This is a genomic window from Azospirillum sp. (assembly GCF_050789165.1).
On sequence record NZ_JBOZRT010000062.1, the window covers coordinates 71,465 to 87,856 of the forward strand.

Sequence of the window (16,392 nt, forward strand, 5' to 3'; positions counted from 1 at the left end):
GTTTTCTTGGTCGTTTCAGCGAGGGTCGGATCCGGGCGCCGCCGACGGCGGCAGTGATACAATCATACGCCGGCGGAGGCCTTCATGCACCATAACAGGCTTTCAGCGTGTTGTAGGCCTGATTGATGTCCTTCAGCCGCTCTTCCGCCGCCCGGTCGCCGCCGTTGGCGTCGGGGTGGTGGAGCTTCGCCAGTTCGCGGTAGCGGGCCTTGATGCGCGCGTAATCCACCGGCGGGGCGAGGTCGAGGACGGCCAGCGCCTCCTCCTCCGGCGTGCGGGCGGCCTGGCGGCGCTGCGCCTGCTCCTCCGCCGCGCCCTGTCCGGCTTCGCGGCCGAACTCGAAGCCGAAGCCCTTGGTCGCGCGGTCGCGCAGGAACTTCTCCTGCACGGCCCAGAAGCCCAGCGGCCAGGTCGGGCGCTGCCAGGTGGTGTCGCGGCGCACCTCGCTCTCGATCTGGTCGGCGTCCATGCCGGCGTAGTAGTCCCAGGCCTTGTTGTACTCGCGCACGTGGTTCAGGCAGAACCAGAAATACTCGTTCAGCCGGTCGCGCGCCTTGGGCGCGCGGTACTCGCCGTCGCCGGCGCAGCCGGGATGGTCGCACGCCCGCGTCGCCGGGCGCGGGGCGAAGTCGTAACGGGAATCGAGGCGGGCTCGGTTGCGCTGCATCGGCTGAGTATGGGCACCACCCGGGGCGCTGGCAAGCGCGCGCATGGCGGTCTTGACAGCGTTTTCCACGCCTTGACAGTGCGCCTTGACAGCACGCCGGCCCGGCACCACACAGCTTCGTTGAACCGCTTTTCCAGGAGACATCATGGCCACCGCCACGCCCTACACCGACCGCATGCGCCGGAAGCTGACCGACGGCCTGTCGCCGACGCGCCTCGACATCGAGGACCAGTCGCACCGCCACATCGGCCACGGCGGCGCCCACCCGGAGGGCGAGACGCACTTCCACGTCACCGTGGTGTCGGAGGCCTTCGCCGGCAAGTCGCGGGTCGAGCGGCAGCGCATGGTCTACGCCCTGCTGCAGGAGGAAATGGACGAACGCGTCCACGCGCTCGCCCTCACCACCCTGGCCCCGCAGGAAGACCGCTAGTCATTCCCGCAGCCCATTTGCATACATTGGTGTGCAACTGCCGGCGGATGACTTTCCGCATTCGGCAATTGCAATATGCAGTGCCGGTTGCATTTCGCGCTTCATTCGGTAGAGTGCGGTCTATGCAACCGTTTATCGTGTCCGCCCGAGGGGAGAGCCCCACGGCCGCGGACCGAGGGAAGAGCTCTGCATGGCCAATCGCGGGCGGAAGAAACAGACCGTGCGACCCAGCGGCGGCGTCGGGCCGCTGGAAAGCCGCAACGTCGTCATGGACGGACACAAGCGGACCAGCATCCGCCTGGAGCCGTCCATGTGGCAGGCCCTGGAAGCCATCGGGCAGCGCGAGGGCCTGACCATCAACGCCCTGTGCTCTCTGATCAAGGAGCGCCTTGACAGGCAGCGCGAGCGCGCCGCCCTGGAACCGGGAGCCAAGCCGCAGACCGCGGCCGAGAAGAAGTCGACCTTCACCTCGGCGGTGCGCGTGCTGATCGCGTCGTACTTCGTGCAGGCGGCGACCGAGCCGGGCCACCAGAAGGCCGGGCACGGCCTGGGCGACCCGTTCGTCGGCACGCCCTTCGACCTGCCGCGCGACGCCAGCGGCGATTCCGGCGGCGGCGGCGGCGGCATCCCCAGCGAGGACCCTGGCCTGCCCGGCTCCACCCGGCCGGCCGGCGTCAAGAGCCGCGCGCTGGGCGATGCGCGGATGGAGATGTAGGCGGCCTTACTCCGCCGCTTCCGCCTCGGCGTTGGTTGGCTCGCAGTCGCCGGTGTAGTGCTCCGGCCAGAAGGTGCGCACCACCTCGCCGTCGCTGGCGAAGATGTGGCACATGTCGAGCAGCACCGGGCGCGCCTTCTTGTCCTGGCCGCGGCCGGCGGCCCTGGCGCGCTCCTCCGCCTCGCGGGCGAGGATCGGGTAGATGGTCTGGAACGCCGTGGTGGCGATCGGGCCGAGCAGCTCCATCAGGTGCGTGCAGCCCTCGACCCCGCCCAGCCGCTCCTTGACCGCGCGGGTCCAGCCCTTGCCGATGTTCAGCCCGACGAGGCGCTGGTAGTTTGGCGCGATGTCGCCGCAGGCGAGGAAGGGCGACTTGTCGGTCACCGCCTCCACGGCGTGCACCTTGAACTGGTTGTCCACGGTCAGCCGCAGCCACATCTCGTGGATCGGGTCGCCCGGTTCCAGCCGGCCGCGCTGCTCGGTGACGAAGGCGTAGGTCTTGACGTCGGTGAGGTGGCCCTCGATGTCCCACAGCCCGTCGGCGCGCCGGTACCCGCGGCAGGTGATCTCGCGGGTATGGAGGGGGTGGCGTTCCGCCGGCGGGGACAGGGGCATCGATTCAGGTCTCTTTTCGCTTTCGCAGGTGCGAAGCGAATATCGGTGGGGCTGACGCTTAGGTCAAGCGAGCCCCACCCCTCGCTCTGGCATTACGGCAATGCGCCCGCGGAGTAGCCCGAGCCGAACATGAACTCCTCGCGGTCCTTGATCTCGTGCTCCAGGTGCTCGCGCACAACGGCGAACAGGTCGCGGATCGAGACGATGCCGACCACCTCGTCGCCGTCCACCACCGGCAGGTGGCGGTAGCGGTGGCGCTCCATCAGCTCCAGCGCCTCGCCGGCCGCGGCGTTGGGGCCGAGCGTGTCGGGGGCGCGGGTCATCACCTCGGCGAGCCGGGTGGCGACCGGGTCCTTGCCGGCCGCGACGACGCGCACGGTCAGGTCGCGCTCGGTGAAGATGCCCTGGAGGCGGCGCCCCTCGGTCACCAGAATGGCGGCGATGCGGCGCTCGGCCATCAGCACCGCGGCGTCGCGCACCGTGGTGTCGGCCGACAGGCAGACCAGCTGCTGTCGCTGGATCACGTCGGGCATCAGCTTGCGTGTCGGCATGCGATCTCTCCCTGTCCATCCCGGATTCGGCGGCCGTTTGTTCGGCCCGCTGACGGTATGGTGAGCGGAGATCGCGGGTGCGTCAAGTCGCCGCACGAAAGGAGGGGCTATTGCCGGTCCTCGCCCGTATTCGGCGGGGTGACGCGCAGGGCGGCGATCTGGTGGCGCTGGCGGCGCAGGATCTCGAAGCGGAAGCCGTAGAAGGTGAAGACCTGCCCGACCTCGGGGATCTTGCGCGCCTCGTGCAGCACCAGCCCGGCGATGGTCGAGGCCTTGTCGTCGGGCAGGCGCCACTCGAACTCGCGGTTGAGGTCGCGGATGGTGACCCAGCCGTCGATGACGTAGGAGCCGTTGGGCTGCGGCTTCACGCCGGCGACGTTGACGTCCAGCTCGTCGGAGATGTCGCCGACGATCTCCTCCAGGATGTCCTCCAGCGTCACCACGCCCATCAGGCTGCCGTACTCGTCCACCACCAGCGCGAAGTGCTCGCGCCGCTCGCGGAAGGCCTGCAGCTGGTCGAGCAGGGTCGTGGTGTCGGGGATGAACCAGGGCTGCGCGGCCAGCGCCACCACATCCACCGGCTCCAGCTGCGCGCCGTGCGCCCGCACCTCGCGCAGCAGCGCCTTGGCGTGCAGCACGCCGACGATGTTGTCGGGGTTGTCCTTCCACAGCGGCAGGCGGGTGTAGGGGCTGGCCAGCACCTCGTCGACGATCTGCGCCGGCTGCTGGCCGGCGTCGATGGTGACCAGGTTGCGCCGGTGCGTCATGATGTCGGAGACCGGCACCTCGTTGAGGTCGAGGATGGAGCGCAGCATGGCGCGCTCGTGGCGGATCTCCTCCTCCTCCTCGGTGGTCTGCTCGCCGCGGTGCAGCTCGATGGCGCCGCGCAGCTCCTCGGCCGAGCTGCCGACCGACACGGTGTGGATGTCGCTGCCGAACAGCCGCAGGATGAGGGCGACGATCCACTCCACCGCCGCCGCCACCGGCCCCAGCAGCGCCACCGCGAAGCGCACCACCGGCGCCAGCGCCAGCGCCGAGCGGTCGGCGTGGTTGATGGCGTAGGTCTTCGGCATCACCTCGGCGAAGATGACGATCAGCGCGGTCATGCCGATGGTGGCGTAGGCGACGCCGTGCTCGCCGAACAGGCCGATCAGCACCGAGGTGGCGAGCGAGGAGGCCAGGATGTTGACGGCGCTGTTGCCCAGCAGCAGCGCGCCGATCAGCCGCTCCTTGTCCGCGCGCAGGCGGTTGACGAGGCGGGCGCGGCGGTTGCCCTCCTGCTCCAGCTGATGCAGGCGCGGCCGCGACGCGCCGGTCAGCGCGGTCTCCGCCCCGGCGAAGAACGCCGACAGCGCGATCAGCACGATCACCGCGCCGAGCATGATCCAGAGGGTCAGCTCGTCGCTCGGGTCCACGCCGAAATCGATCTTCTCCATGGGCGGCGGCTCGCGTCAGGTCAGGGGCCGGCGGGCGTCCGGCGTGCCGGGCGGTGGTTCGTGCAGGACGTGGTGCCCGATGCCCACGGGCGCGCGGTCGTGGCTCACCGCGCCCACACCCGCCGCGCCTCCGGGTCCGGCGCCTGCCACCCCGCCCGCTGAAGCTCCGGCTCCGGCAGCGCCTCGACCGGGTAGCCGATGCACAGGTAGGCGACCAGCCGCCAGCCCTCCGGCACGTCCAGCGCGCGGGTCACCGCGTCGGGATCGAGGATCGACACCCAGCCGACGCCCACCCCGTGCGCCCGCGCGGTCAGCCACAGCGTCTGCACCGCGGCCACCACCGAGTAGCGCAGCATCTCCGGCATGGTGCGGCTGCCCAGGCCGTGGCCGGCCGCCGTCCCCTCGTCGCAGAACACCGCCAGCTGCACCGGCGCGTCGGTCAGCCCCTCCAGCTTGAGCTTCGCGTACAGCGCCGCCCGCTCCCCCTTGTAACCGCCCAGCGCCGCCTCGTTGCACGCCGTGAAGCTGGCGCGCACCGCGTCGCGCCGCGCCGGCTCGTCCACCGTGACGAAGCGCCAGGGCTGGCTGAACCCCACCGAGGGGGCGAGGCACGCCGCGTCGATCAGCGCGTCGAGCAGGCCGTCCGCCAGCGGATCGGTGCGGAAGCGCCGCACGTCGCGGCGCCAGCGGAACAGCTCGACCAGCCGCTCGCGGAACGCCGCGTCGAAGTCGGGAGCGGTCAGAGGCATGCAGCCCCCTCCCCATCCCTCCCCCGCTTCGCGGGAGAGGGGGCTTGAGTTCCCTCTCCCGCGAAGCGGGGGAGGGTTAGGGAGGGGGCAATCGTTGCGCTCACGCGCCGTCCGCCACGATGCGGTCGTAGGCCGGCAGCGTCAGGAACTCCACGAAGTCGGTCCGCGCCACCAGATCGCGGAACAGCGCCGCCGCCTGCGTCCACGTGCCGGCGCCGTAGACGGCCTCGCCCAGCCGGTCCTTCCAGGCCGCCAGCTCCTCGGCGATGACCGCGTCGACCAGCTCCAGCGTCACCGTCCGGCCGTCGTCCAGCGAAGCCCCGTGCCGCACCCATTGCCAGACCTGGGAGCGGCTGATCTCCGCCGTCGCGGCGTCCTCCATCAGGTTGAACAGCGGCACGCAGCCCAGGCCGCGCAGCCACGCCTCGATGTAGCCGATGCCGACCGCCACGTTGAGGCGCAGGCCCTTCTCGGTCTTCGGACCGTCGGGAACCTGGAGCAGGTCGGCCGCCGTCACCTCGACGTCGGTGCGCTTGCGCTCGATCTGGTTGGGGCCGGGCACGTAGGCGTCGAACACCTCCTGCGCCACCGGGACCAGGCCGGGATGCGCCACCCAGGTGCCGTCGTGGCCGTTGGAGGCCTCGCGCTCCTTGTCGGCGCGCACGCGGGAGAAGGCCACCTCGTTGGCCTCCAGGTCGCCCTTCACCGGGATGTAGGCGGCCATGCCGCCGATGGCCGGGGCGCCGCGGCGGTGGCACGTCCTGATCGCCAGCAGGCTGTAGGACTGCAGGAAGTGCGTCGCCATGGTGACCTCCGAGCGGTCGGGCATGACCGCCGCGGGGTCGTCGCGGAACTTCTTGATGAAGCTGAAGATGTAGTCCCAGCGCCCGCAGTTCAGGCCGGCCGAGTGGTCGCGCAGCTCGTAGAGGATCTCGTCCATCTCGAAGGCGGCGAGGATCGTCTCGATCAGCACCGTGGCCTTGATGGTGCCGTGCGGCAGGCCGAGCCAGTCCTCCGCCACCAGGAACACCTCGCGCCACAGCCGCGCCTCGAAATGGCTCTCCAGCTTCGGCAGGTAGAGGTACGGGCCGCTGTGCCGCGCCAGCAGCTCCCGGGCGTTGTGGAAGACGTACAGGCCGAAGTCGAACAGCGCGGCGGAGACCGGCTGTCCCTCGTAGCGGACGTGGCGCTCCTCCAGGTGCCAGCCGCGCGGGCGCACCTTCAGGACGGCGGGCTTCGGGTTCAGCGCGTAGGCCTTGCCGGTTGCCGGGTCCTGGAAGCTAATGGTGCGGCGCACCGCGTCGCGGAGGTTGATCTGCCCTTCGATCTGGTTGGCCCAGGTGGGGGTGTTGGCGTCCTCGAAGTCGGCCATGAACACCTTGGCGCCGGAGTTCAGCGCGTTGATGACCATCTTGCGGTCGACCGGCCCGGTGATCTCGACCCGGCGGTCCAGCAGGTCGTGCGGCAGCGGCGCGATCTTCCAGTCGGCGGCGCGGATCGCCTTGGTCTCGGGCAGGAAGTCGGGCTTCTCGCCGGCGTCGATCAGGGCCTGGCGCTTGCGGCGGACGTCCAGCAGGCGCTCGCGCTCGGGGCCGAAGCGGCCCTCCAGCTCGGCGACGAAGGCCAGCGCCTCGGGCGTCAGGATCTCCTCGTAGCCCGGCTTGACGGGGCCGAGGATCTCGAGCCCGGAGATCGTGGTTGCCATAGCGGTTTCCCCCTCCTTGAACGCTGCCGCGCTTCGGCGCGCACCCTTTCCAGCCGCTATAGCACAGCCGCGGCACAGCCGTCGCGGGCGTTTGGTCGCGCCCGGCCGGCCTGCACGCCGTGAGGGAATTCCGCGCGGCGTTCGCCTGTTGAGGGATCGAGGACGGGGTTCGCCCCGCACAATGAGAAGGAAACGACCATGAAGACCGCACTTCGCGTGGCCGCGATCATCGCGGTGCCGCTGACGCTCGCCGCCTGCAACGAGACCAGCAGCGGCCGTGGCGGCGGCGGCCTGTTCGGCGGCTCGGGCGGGCTGTTCGGCAATTCGGGCAGCGACTACGACGACGGCTATGCGTACGGCAACCGCCGGGGCGGCGGCGCGTACGCCCGCAACGGCCAGTGCGACGACCCGTCGTACAACACCTCGAACGGCGGCAACGCCGCGCGCGGGACGGACGAGTACGACTGCCGCCGCTACGGGAGCGGGCTGAAACGGTGAGCCGATGCCCCCTTCCCCGCAGCGCGGGGGAGGGGGCAAGACCGCTACGTTTCGCCCTTCACCGTCCGCTTCTTGGCCAGCGGGTGGTGCTCGGTGACGACCTTGCGCAGGCGGTCCGCCACCACGTGGGTGTAGATCTGCGTGGTGGCGATGTCCGCGTGGCCCAGCATCTTCTGCACCGAGCGCAGGTCGGCGCCGTGGTCCAGCAGGTGCGTGGCGAAGGCGTGGCGCAGCACGTGCGGGCTGACCTTCTCCGGGTCGATCCCCGCCTCGATGGCGAGGTCCTTGAGGATCTGCGCGAAGCGCTGCCGCGTCAGGTAGCCCTCGGCCGCGGTCCGCGACGGGAACAGGAAGCGCGTCTGCACCGCCTCGCGCTCGGGCATCAGGAAGGCCGCGCGCAGCGGCAGGTAGGCGGCGATCGCCGCCCGCGCCGGGTCGGAGAGCGGCACCATGCGCTCCTTGCCGCCCTTGCCGCGCACGATCAGGCCGCGTCCGTCGCGCAGGATCGCCGACAGCGGCAGCCCCACCAGTTCCGACACGCGCAGCCCCGTCGCGTACAGCACCTCCAGCAGCGCCACCAGCCGCACGCCGTCCGGCCCGCCGCGGGCGCGGGCGGTGTCGAGCATGCGCTCCACCTCGCCTTCCGAGAGGATCTTCGGCAGCGGCCGGCCCTGCTTCGGGCTGTCGAGCGCCGAGGCCGGGTCGTCGGCGCGCCGCCCCTCCGACACCAGGAAGCGGAAGAACTGCCGCAGCGCCGACAGCCGCCGCGCCACCGTGCGCGGCGCCGCCCCCTCCTTGGCCTGGAGATGCGCGAGGTAGCCGCGCAGGTCGTCGGTGTTGGCGCGGTCCAGTGTCACGCTGCGCTGCGCCAGCCACAGCGCCGCGTCGGTCAGGTCGCGCTCGTAGGCCTGCCGGGTGTTGAGCGCCGCCCCGCGCTCCGCCATCAGCATGTCGAGGAAGGCGTCGAGCTGCGGCACGCGCGACACCGGGCGGGGCTTGCAGGGTCGTCCGCGGCGCTTGGTCGTCATGGGCGGTCGCTCAGAGCCCCTGCGCCACGATGGCCTCGCGCGCCAGCGCGCGGGCGTCGTTCTCCAGCCCCACCGTGCGCAGCGCGCCGGCCAGCCGCGCCAGCACCGCCGGCGGCGTCCCGGCCGGCCCGGCCTCGCCGAGCAGGACCAGGGCGAGCAGCGCCGTCTCGCCGACACGGCCCTCCTTGACCGCCATGTCGAGCTGCGACCAGCGCATCGGCTCGCCGGGCAGCGCCGGCGGGTCGGCCGGCACGCGACGCGACGCCTCCTCGGGCACGTCCGCGCCCAGCGCCTTGAGCAGAGCCAGCGTGCCGGCCGCGCGCGCCGGGGCCGACGGATCGCCGCCGCGCAACGCGTCGTCCAGCCACGCCGACAGCCCGCCGGCCGCCGGGTTGGCCGCCGCGGCGAGCGGCCACAGCCGCGCCCCTGCGCCGGTGCGCGTCGCCAGATCGCGCCAGCGCCGTACCTGTTCGGTGCGCCCCTGCGCCTCGTAGAGCCGCACCGCGGCCGGGGCGAGCGGCGCCGCCTCGACGTTCACGGTGACGGTGTCGAACATCGCGGCCACCACCGTGCCGGCCGGCCCGGCCCACATCGGCGGGTCGAGCAGGTCGATGGCCTGGGCCGCCAGCGCCATCCGCCGGTTGCCGTCCGCCGCCCCGGCGAAGGCCTGCTGCACCAGCCCGCGCACCCGCGCGCCGCGGTCGCGGGCGGCGAGGTCCTTCAGGCGGTACAGCTCGTCCCCCTTGGCGGGCGCGGCGCGGTACGCCTCGCTGAGCGCGCGGGCATCCATGTAGAGCGCGGTGGCCGCCCGTTCGGCCGCGGCGACGCGGGTCGTCGGGTCGGCGGAGGGAAGCCGCGCCACCCCGGCAAGCCGCATCGGGTCGAGGTCCAGCAGGTCCGGCGACACCGGCGCCGAGATCAGCCGCATCATGGCCAGCGTCAGCGGCGCCGGGTCCTTCAGGCCGCGCAGCGGCGGCACGCCGCCGGCGATGGCCGCCTCGGCCAGCGCGCGGAAGCTATCGTCGGCGTCGTTCTGGCCGCCCAGCAGCTCCAGGACCAGCGCCGCGCCGGTGCGGTCGCCGCCGCGCGCCCGGCAGTACAGGTCGAGGCGCTGCCAGTAGGTGGTCGGGAACGGCTTGCCGGTCTCCACCGCCCACGGGCAGTCGAGCGTGCCCTGCAACAGCTGCGCATCGACGACGGCGCGCGCCGCCGACTCGTCCTCCAGCACGCCGGGCAGCCTGGCGGCGAGGTCCAGCGCTCCCTTTGGGTCGCCCAGCCCGGCCAGCGCCTCGACGCGCAGCGCGCCGAAGCGGCGGACCGGCGGCCCCTCGTCCATGGCCGGCGGCGGCGCGGCGGCGTCGGTGAGCAGCAGCCGGCGCATCAGGCTGCGCGCGGTGGGCGACGGCACCGACAGCGGCAGCTCGGACAGCAGGCGCAGCACCGCGCCGCGCGGCACCCCGTGCCACAGCAGCACGCCGAGCCCGCCGTTGGACGCGTCCAGCACGCCGGCGCCGTCCGGGTCAGGGGCGGCGAGCGGGGCCGCCTGGATCGTGCCGGGCTTGGCCGGCGCCGGGGTGATCGGGTCGGCGACGGGCGGAGGGGAGGGCGCCGCGTCCGGCCGGGCCGGCGGCGGCACCAGGATGATCGGCGTGTCCGGGCCGGCCGGCACCACCGGCACGGTCACCGAGCGCGCCGTGTCGGCGGCGGGCGGTCCGAGGCGGATCGGGCCCTGCGACTGCGCATGCGCGGCCGACGCGAGGAGAAGGGCCCCCAGCGGAATCAGGATGGGCGGAATCAGGATGGCGGCCGGCGCGGCGCGCCGGCCTGGACGGACGCTCCCGGCGCGATCAGCGCGGGAAGCGCTCATCCGGGATGACCTTCTCGACCGCTTTCGACGGAGCGGGCAGATCCCAGGTGCCGAGGACGGCGAGGCCGCCGACGGCAACCACCAGCAACAGCACCAGGAGGGCGGAGAGCGCGCGAGACTTCATGGAGCGGGACGACCCGGAAGCGGAAAAGGAACGGGATTTCGGACGTACCATGGGGCTGGTCTGCAGGGGTTGGGACAAGGGTGCGCTTTCATGCTAAAGCAAGGCACCCGCGCCCTGGGACCGGCCGTTCGGCTGGAGCCCGAGCGGGGCGTCACTTTAGACCCGGCACGGGCGGCGCGCAACAGCGTGCCGCGCCCGCGCCGAATCGACCGGGAGTTGTGAGTTTTGCCCAAGACCGTCGTGCCGGCCGTCCTGCCGCGGACCATCGTGCTGGTGGGCCTGATGGGCGCCGGCAAGAGCGCCATCGGCCGACGCCTGGCCGCCCGGCTGGGGCTGCCCTTCGTGGACGCCGACATCGAGATCGAACAGGCCGCCGGCTGCACCATCGAGGAGATCTTCGCCCGCGACGGCGAGGCCGCGTTCCGCGCCGGCGAGCGCAAGATCATCGCCCGGCTGCTGACCGAGCGCGCGCCGCACGTGCTGGCCACCGGCGGCGGCGCCTTCATGGACCCGGACACCCGCGCGCTGATCCGCGAGCGCGGCACCTCGGTCTGGCTGCGCGCCGAGCTGGAAGTGCTGCTGGAGCGCACCGCGCGCCGCACCCACCGGCCGCTGCTGAGGAAGGGCGACCCGCGCGAGATCCTGTCCCGCCTGATGGAGCAGCGCTACCCCATCTACGCCGAGGCCGAGCTGACGGTGGAGAGCGACGAGCACCCGCCGGAATACACCGTCTCCCGCGTCATCGAGGCGCTGGAGACGCATTTCGGCCATTCCCTCCGCCCGTCCAGGTCCGCCGCCGCGCCCGAGGAGAAGCACCCATGACCGCCGCCACCAAGACCCCTGGGCCCGAGACCGTCCGCGTCGAGCTCGGCGCCCGCAGCTACGACATTTTGGTCGGCGACGGCATCCTGGCCGAGGCCGGGCCGCGCATCGCCGGGATCACCCGCGGCAAGCCGCCGATCATCGTCACCGACGACACCGTGGCGCCGCTGCACCTCGGCACGCTGGAGGCCAGCCTGCGCCGCGCCGGCATCGACCCCGGCACCGCCATCGTCCTGCCGCACGGCGAGAAGACCAAGGACTTCGCCCATCTGGAGCGGCTGCTCGACGCCATCCTGGGGCGCGGGATCGAGCGCGGGGCGGTGCTGGTGGCGCTGGGCGGCGGGGTGATCGGCGACATCACCGGCTTCGCCGCCGCCACCGCGCTGCGCGGCATCGACTTCGTCCAGGTGCCGACGACGCTGCTGAGCCAGGTCGACAGCTCGGTCGGCGGCAAGACCGGCATCAACAGCCGGCACGGCAAGAACCTGGTCGGCGCCTTCCACCAGCCGCGCCTGGTGATCGCCGACACCGCGACGCTGGACACCCTGCCGACGCGCGAGGTGCTGGCCGGCTATGCCGAGGTGGCGAAGTACGGCCTGATCCGCCTGCCCGACTTCTTCGCGTGGCTGGAGGCGAACGGCCGGCGCGTGGTGGACGGCGACTCGGCCGCCCGCCGCCACGCGGTGACAGTGAGCTGCCGCGCCAAGGCCGACATCGTCGGCATCGACGAGCGCGAGAGCGGCGACCGCGCGCTGCTCAACCTCGGCCACACCTTCGGCCACGCGCTGGAGGCGGCGACCGGCTTCGGCCAGCGCCTGCTGCACGGCGAGGGCGTGGCGATCGGCATGGTGCTGGCGTTCGACCTCAGCGTGCGCCTGGGCCTCTGCCCGGCGGCCGACGCCGAGCGGGCGCGGGCGCACCTGAAGGCAGTCGGCCTGCCGACCAAGCCGACCGACATCCCCGGCGTCGCCTGGGACGTGGACGAGCTGATCGCCTCCATGGCCAAGGACAAGAAGGTGAAGGACGGCCGCATCACCTTCGTGCTGGCCCGCCGCCTGGGCGACGCCTTCACCATGCGCGACGTGGACACGGCCGCCGTGCGTGCGCTGCTGGAGGACGCGGTCGCGGGCTGACGGAAACGGGTGTTCGGGCGGACCGCAGGCCGTTCACACCCGGAGCGTCACACCTGGAACTCCGGGTCCACCGGCACCTGCATGGCGGTCGCCAGCGCGTTGGTCTGCATCGCCATGCCGACCACGGCCAGGAAGTCCTGGTACTGCGCGTCGGTCATGCCCTTCGCCCGCGCGGCGGCGGTGTGCGAGTGGACGCAGTAGCTGCAGGAGTTGGCCGTCGACACCGCGAGGTAGACCAGCTCCTTGGTCAGCGGGTCGAGGGAGGACGGCGCCACCATCACCTGCTTCAGGCGGTTCCAGGTGGCCTCCAGAAGCTCCGGCTGGCCGGCCAGCGCCCGCCACATGTTGTTGACGAAGTCGGTCTTCCGGGTCGCCCGGATGTCGTCGAACACCGCCTTGACGCGCGGGTCCGCCTCGACGTCCGCGTCGGTCCAGATCTTCACCGCTGACATCGCTGGCTCCTCTCCGGTGAGTGTCCGCCGACGATACCCCACCGGAACCGGCGGGGCGACCGCCTACTCGGCCGCCCGCCGCTTCGCCGCGTGGTAGGTGCCGGTGCCGCTATGGTACACCCGGTCGGTCGGCAGCACCGTGCCCGGCTCGTAGGGCGGGTGGCCCGCCAACTGCCGGTAGAGCGGCGTCAGGTCCTGCGTCGTCTCGGCGAACAGGCGGTCGTAGCTGTCGATGACGAAGTAGGTCTCCTGGTAGTCGTCGATGCGGTAGTGCGTGTTCATCACCCGCTTGAGGTCGAAGCCGATGCGGTTCGGCGACGGGTCCTCCAGGCACCAGATCGACTCACCCTTCGACGAGGCGATTCCGGCGCCGTAGATGCGCAGGCCGTCGGGAGTGTCGATCAGCCCGAACTCCACCGTGTACCAGTACAGCCGACCCAGATAGTCGAGGAAGCCCAGGTCCTTCGCCTTCAGCCCGGCGGCGCCGTACGCCGCCATGTAGTCGGCGAACACCGGGTTCATCAGCAGCGGCACGTGGCCGAACAGGTCGTGGAAGAGGTCCGGCTCCTCCAGGTAGTCCATCTGCTCGGGCGTGCGGATCCAGCGGGTGACCGGGAAGCGGCGGTTGGCAAGGTGCTCGAAGAAGATCTCGCCCGGCACCAGACCCGGCACGGCGACGATGGTCCAGCCGGTGACCGGCATCAGCATCTCGGTCAGCCGCTCGAAGCGCGGGATGCCCTCGGCGGTCATCTCCAGCGCCCGCATGGCCTCGACCAGCTCGGGCACGGCGCGGCCCTGCAGGATCTCCTCCTGCCGGCGGAACAGCGTGCGCCAGATGGCGTGCTCCTCGGGCGTGTAGGCGTCCCAGTCCTGGTCGATGGTGTAGTCGGGGCGGGTCCCCGGCGGCGCGGTCGCGACCATGGCTCGTCTCCCCTTTTCCATAACAGTGGTGTGGAACAGGGGCGGGCGCCAGGGAGTCGCGGCGGAGTACGCCGATGGTGGGCTACAGCGTGCCCAGCCGCACCGCCAGCGGCCAGCGGATGGTGCGCGGCGCGTCGGGGTCGCCCCAGGCCGCCGCCAGCTCCGGCACGAAATCGTCCAGCGGGTTGGCGCCGGTGGCCTTGAGCGCCGCCTTCACCGCCGACCAGGTGCCCAGGTAGCCGACCACCTGCGCCAGAGTCCACGGCATCGCCATGGACAGCGGCGGCACCGGGCGCTCCGGCACCGGGAAGGGCAGGGAGCGGTAGCCGTTGTCGACGTGCGCCCGCTCCGGCGGCCACCAGCGGCCGATGGTGTCGTCGTGGAAGGTGCGCAGCAGGGTCCCGACCTCGCCGTCCGCCGCCAGCACGCCGTAGCTGACCAGCGCCAGCGCGGCGCCGGGGCGGCCGACGCGCTTCGCCTCGGCGTAGAAGGCCGGCAGGTCGAACCAGTGCGCCGCCTGGGCCGCGACGATCAGGTCGGCTTGCGCCGCGGGCAGGCCGCTGCGCTCGGCCGGGGCGACGCGGTAGGCGACGCCGTCGTGCGGCACGGCCTGGACGATCTGCGTCTCGCTGGCGTCGGTGGCGATGACGCGGGCGAAGCGGCGGCGGAGGTCGCCCGACAGCTGCCCGTTGCCGCAGCCGGCGTCCCAGGCGAGGTCGTGGCCGGGGGCGGCGTCGGCCAGCACGTCCACCAGCGCCGCCGGGTAGAGCGGGCGGAAGGCCCGGTAATCGTCGGCGTGGCCGGAGAAGTGGTCCTTGAACGCGCTGGTCATCGCTCGGCCTCCGTTGCGGGGCGCCATGGTAACAACGGAGCGGCGTTCTAGGCTATGGCGCTGCGGTGCGGCGCGTGGTAGGTAGCCCGGTCCCGAGCAGACCCCGCGAAATCACCCGACATGCAGACCTTTCTGGAATTCGAAAAGCCGATCGCCGAACTCGAAGGCAAGATCGAGGAACTGCGGCACCTGACCGACGCCGGCGAGCTGAACATCGCCGACGAGGTCGGCAAGCTGCAGGTCAAGGTCGACAAGCTGCTGCGCTCGACCTACGCCAAGCTGACCGCGGCGCAGAAGGTGCAGGTGGCGCGCCACCCGAACCGGCCGCATTGCCTGGACTACGTGGAGGGCCTGATCGAGGACTTCACGCCGCTGGCCGGCGACCGCCACTTCGCCGAGGACGCCGCTGTGGTCGGCGGCCTGGGCCGCTTCCGCGGCCGGTCGGTGGTGGTGATCGGCCAGGAGAAGGGCCACGACACCGAATCGCGCGTGCGCCACAACTTCGGCATGGCCAAGCCCGAGGGCTACCGCAAGGCGCAGCGCCTGATGCAGATGGCCGAGCGCTTCAACCTGCCGGTCGTCTCGCTGGTCGATACCGCCGGCGCCTTCCCCGGCGTCCAGGCCGAGGAGCGCGGCCAAGCCGAGGCCATCGCCAAGAGCATCGAAACCTGCCTGCGCATCGGCGTGCCGCTGGTCAGCGCGGTGATCGGCGAGGGCGGCTCCGGCGGTGCCATCGCCATCGCGACGGCCGACCGCGTGCTGATGCTGGAACACGCCATCTACTCGGTGATCTCGCCCGAGGGCTGCGCGTCGATCCTCTGGCGCAGCTCCGACATGGCCGGCGACGCGGCGACCGCGCTGCGCCTGACCAGCCAGGACCTCAAGGAACTGGGCGTCATCGACCGCGTGGTGCAGGAGCCGATCGGCGGCGCCCACCGCGCGCCGGACGAGACGGTGACGGCGCTGGGCGACGCCATCGAGGAGTCGCTGCGCGAGCTGGACGGCCAGGACGCCGCCACGCTGCGCCGCCACCGCCGCGAGAAGTTCCTGGAGATGGGCCAGAAGGGGCTGGGCTGACGCCATGGCGGCGGGGACGCGCCTCATCGCCACGGCGGCCGGCGTCAACCTCGCCTCGGCGGCGGTCACCGCCGCCCTGTTCGTCCTGCTGGCGCCGCTGATGGCGGCGCCGGAGGGCGTCGTCGCCCTGCAGGCGCGGCTGGCGCTGGCGGCGCGGCTGTCGATCTGGCCGGCGCTGGTGCTGTTCGCCATGGTGGCCGGCGTGATGGCGGTGCGCGGGCGCTTCCAGGCCTTCAACCCCGTCGAGGACACCGAGAGCCGCGCCTACCGCGTGGCGCAGCGGGTGCTGTCCAACACCGTCGAGCAGACGCTGATCTTCCTGCCGGCGCTGACGGCGCTGAGCACGCTGCTGCCGGTCGCCAGCCTGGGCGTGCTGGCGCTGGCGACGGCGCTGTTCGTGGTGGGGCGGCTGCTGTTCTGGGCGGGCTACGCTGTCCACCCCTACGCCCGCGCGCCGGGCATGGCGATGACCTTCGCGGTCAACCTGATCGTGCTGGGATGGGCGGTGCTGCTGGCGGTGTGAGGACGTTCGACGCCGGCCGCTCCCATAGTCTCATGCCCTGGCGGCACCTTTTCGCCGTCATCCCCGCCTTCGCGCACGGCTGTCCGGGGAACGTGTTTAAGCTTCTGAAGCGGCAGAGTTCTGTGGTTCCGAGTCTCCACCTCGGGGATATGACGGCCCCGTGCGCGTTTCTTCCATTTTTCGTCATCCCCGCGAAAGCGGGGATCCAGAGAACCTTGGGAAATCAACCCCTTGCCAACTCTCCTGG

At 72.0% G+C, this 16,392-nt stretch carries 19 protein-coding genes; 7 read left to right on the plus strand and 12 right to left on the minus strand.

Going from position 1 to position 16,392, the window contains the following annotated elements; translation table 11 throughout:
* Positions 1–82: 82 nt before the first annotated feature.
* Positions 83–667, minus strand: coding sequence for a J domain-containing protein (locus tag ACRWK7_RS15085; protein ID WP_431857082.1), 585 nt, complete (start codon positions 665–667; stop codon positions 83–85).
* 145 nt (positions 668–812) lie between these two features.
* Between ACRWK7_RS15085 and ACRWK7_RS15090 the strand changes: the two genes are divergently transcribed.
* Together ACRWK7_RS15090 and ACRWK7_RS15095 are read left to right on the plus strand one after the other, a co-directional pair.
* Entirely contained in the window at positions 813–1,097 is a 285-nt protein-coding gene (locus ACRWK7_RS15090) for a BolA family protein (RefSeq protein WP_431857083.1), read from the plus strand.
* A 220-nt stretch (positions 1,098–1,317) separates the two neighbouring features.
* On the plus strand, positions 1,318–1,812 hold the full coding sequence (locus tag ACRWK7_RS15095) for a ribbon-helix-helix domain-containing protein (RefSeq protein ID WP_431857084.1): 495 nt from the start codon (positions 1,318–1,320) through the stop codon (positions 1,810–1,812).
* Positions 1,813–1,818: 6 nt separating this feature from the next.
* Here ACRWK7_RS15095 and ACRWK7_RS15100 read toward each other — a convergent pair whose 3' ends face one another.
* From ACRWK7_RS15100 to aceB, 5 genes are all read right to left on the minus strand, one after another.
* On the minus strand, positions 1,819–2,427 hold the full coding sequence (locus tag ACRWK7_RS15100; RefSeq protein WP_431857085.1) for a DUF2889 domain-containing protein: 609 nt from the start codon (positions 2,425–2,427) through the stop codon (positions 1,819–1,821).
* 92 nt (positions 2,428–2,519) lie between these two features.
* Entirely contained in the window at positions 2,520–2,978 is a 459-nt protein-coding gene (locus ACRWK7_RS15105; protein ID WP_431857086.1) for a CBS domain-containing protein, read from the minus strand.
* A gap of 107 nt (positions 2,979–3,085) precedes the next feature.
* On the minus strand, positions 3,086–4,414 hold the full coding sequence (locus ACRWK7_RS15110; protein ID WP_431857087.1) for an HlyC/CorC family transporter: 1,329 nt from the start codon (positions 4,412–4,414) through the stop codon (positions 3,086–3,088).
* 104 nt (positions 4,415–4,518) lie between these two features.
* Positions 4,519–5,163 carry a 5,6-dimethylbenzimidazole synthase gene (gene bluB / locus ACRWK7_RS15115; RefSeq protein ID WP_431857088.1) on the minus strand — a complete coding sequence of 215 codons (645 nt, stop codon included), beginning with the start codon at positions 5,161–5,163 and terminating at the stop codon, positions 4,519–4,521.
* A gap of 100 nt (positions 5,164–5,263) precedes the next feature.
* Complete coding sequence (gene aceB / locus ACRWK7_RS15120) at positions 5,264–6,868, minus strand: malate synthase A (RefSeq protein WP_431857089.1); 1,605 nt, start codon at positions 6,866–6,868, stop codon at positions 5,264–5,266.
* A 198-nt stretch (positions 6,869–7,066) separates the two neighbouring features.
* Between aceB and ACRWK7_RS15125 the strand changes: the two genes are divergently transcribed.
* Complete coding sequence (locus ACRWK7_RS15125; RefSeq protein WP_431857090.1) at positions 7,067–7,366, plus strand: hypothetical protein; 300 nt, start codon at positions 7,067–7,069, stop codon at positions 7,364–7,366.
* 44 nt (positions 7,367–7,410) lie between these two features.
* Here ACRWK7_RS15125 and xerD read toward each other — a convergent pair whose 3' ends face one another.
* The 3 genes from xerD to ACRWK7_RS15140 are packed head-to-tail and all read right to left on the minus strand — an operon-like array spanning position 7,411 to position 10,385.
* Complete coding sequence (xerD, locus tag ACRWK7_RS15130; protein WP_431857091.1) at positions 7,411–8,394, minus strand: site-specific tyrosine recombinase XerD; 984 nt, start codon at positions 8,392–8,394, stop codon at positions 7,411–7,413.
* Positions 8,395–8,404: 10 nt separating this feature from the next.
* Complete coding sequence (locus tag ACRWK7_RS15135; RefSeq protein WP_431857092.1) at positions 8,405–10,261, minus strand: hypothetical protein; 1,857 nt, start codon at positions 10,259–10,261, stop codon at positions 8,405–8,407.
* Positions 10,242–10,385, minus strand: coding sequence for a hypothetical protein (locus ACRWK7_RS15140; protein ID WP_431857093.1), 144 nt, complete (start codon positions 10,383–10,385; stop codon positions 10,242–10,244). Before ACRWK7_RS15140 ends, ACRWK7_RS15135 begins: the two co-directional genes overlap by 20 nt.
* A gap of 282 nt (positions 10,386–10,667) precedes the next feature.
* On the opposite strand from ACRWK7_RS15140, the gene ACRWK7_RS15145 reads away from it, so the two are divergent.
* Both ACRWK7_RS15145 and aroB read left to right on the plus strand, forming a co-directional pair.
* Positions 10,668–11,207, plus strand: coding sequence for a shikimate kinase (locus ACRWK7_RS15145; protein WP_431857100.1), 540 nt, complete (start codon positions 10,668–10,670; stop codon positions 11,205–11,207).
* Positions 11,204–12,340 carry a 3-dehydroquinate synthase gene (gene aroB / locus ACRWK7_RS15150; RefSeq protein ID WP_431857094.1) on the plus strand — a complete coding sequence of 379 codons (1,137 nt, stop codon included), beginning with the start codon at positions 11,204–11,206 and terminating at the stop codon, positions 12,338–12,340. Before ACRWK7_RS15145 ends, aroB begins: the two co-directional genes overlap by 4 nt.
* 47 nt (positions 12,341–12,387) lie before the next feature.
* Here aroB and ACRWK7_RS15155 read toward each other — a convergent pair whose 3' ends face one another.
* From ACRWK7_RS15155 to ACRWK7_RS15165, 3 genes are all read right to left on the minus strand, one after another.
* Positions 12,388–12,792, minus strand: coding sequence for a carboxymuconolactone decarboxylase family protein (locus ACRWK7_RS15155; RefSeq protein ID WP_431857095.1), 405 nt, complete (start codon positions 12,790–12,792; stop codon positions 12,388–12,390).
* A 63-nt stretch (positions 12,793–12,855) separates the two neighbouring features.
* Positions 12,856–13,713 carry a phenylalanine 4-monooxygenase gene (gene phhA, locus ACRWK7_RS15160; RefSeq protein WP_431857096.1) on the minus strand — a complete coding sequence of 286 codons (858 nt, stop codon included), beginning with the start codon at positions 13,711–13,713 and terminating at the stop codon, positions 12,856–12,858.
* An 82-nt stretch (positions 13,714–13,795) separates the two neighbouring features.
* The gene (locus ACRWK7_RS15165) at positions 13,796–14,545 is read right to left on the minus strand and encodes a class I SAM-dependent methyltransferase (RefSeq protein ID WP_431857097.1); all 750 of its coding nucleotides are present in this window, start codon (positions 14,543–14,545) and stop codon (positions 13,796–13,798) included.
* A 120-nt stretch (positions 14,546–14,665) separates the two neighbouring features.
* On the opposite strand from ACRWK7_RS15165, the gene ACRWK7_RS15170 reads away from it, so the two are divergent.
* Together ACRWK7_RS15170 and ACRWK7_RS15175 are read left to right on the plus strand one after the other, a co-directional pair.
* Positions 14,666–15,622, plus strand: coding sequence for an acetyl-CoA carboxylase carboxyltransferase subunit alpha (locus ACRWK7_RS15170; protein WP_431857098.1), 957 nt, complete (start codon positions 14,666–14,668; stop codon positions 15,620–15,622).
* 4 nt (positions 15,623–15,626) lie between these two features.
* Positions 15,627–16,145, plus strand: coding sequence for an MAPEG family protein (locus ACRWK7_RS15175; RefSeq protein ID WP_431857099.1), 519 nt, complete (start codon positions 15,627–15,629; stop codon positions 16,143–16,145).
* Positions 16,146–16,392 lie beyond the last annotated feature (247 nt).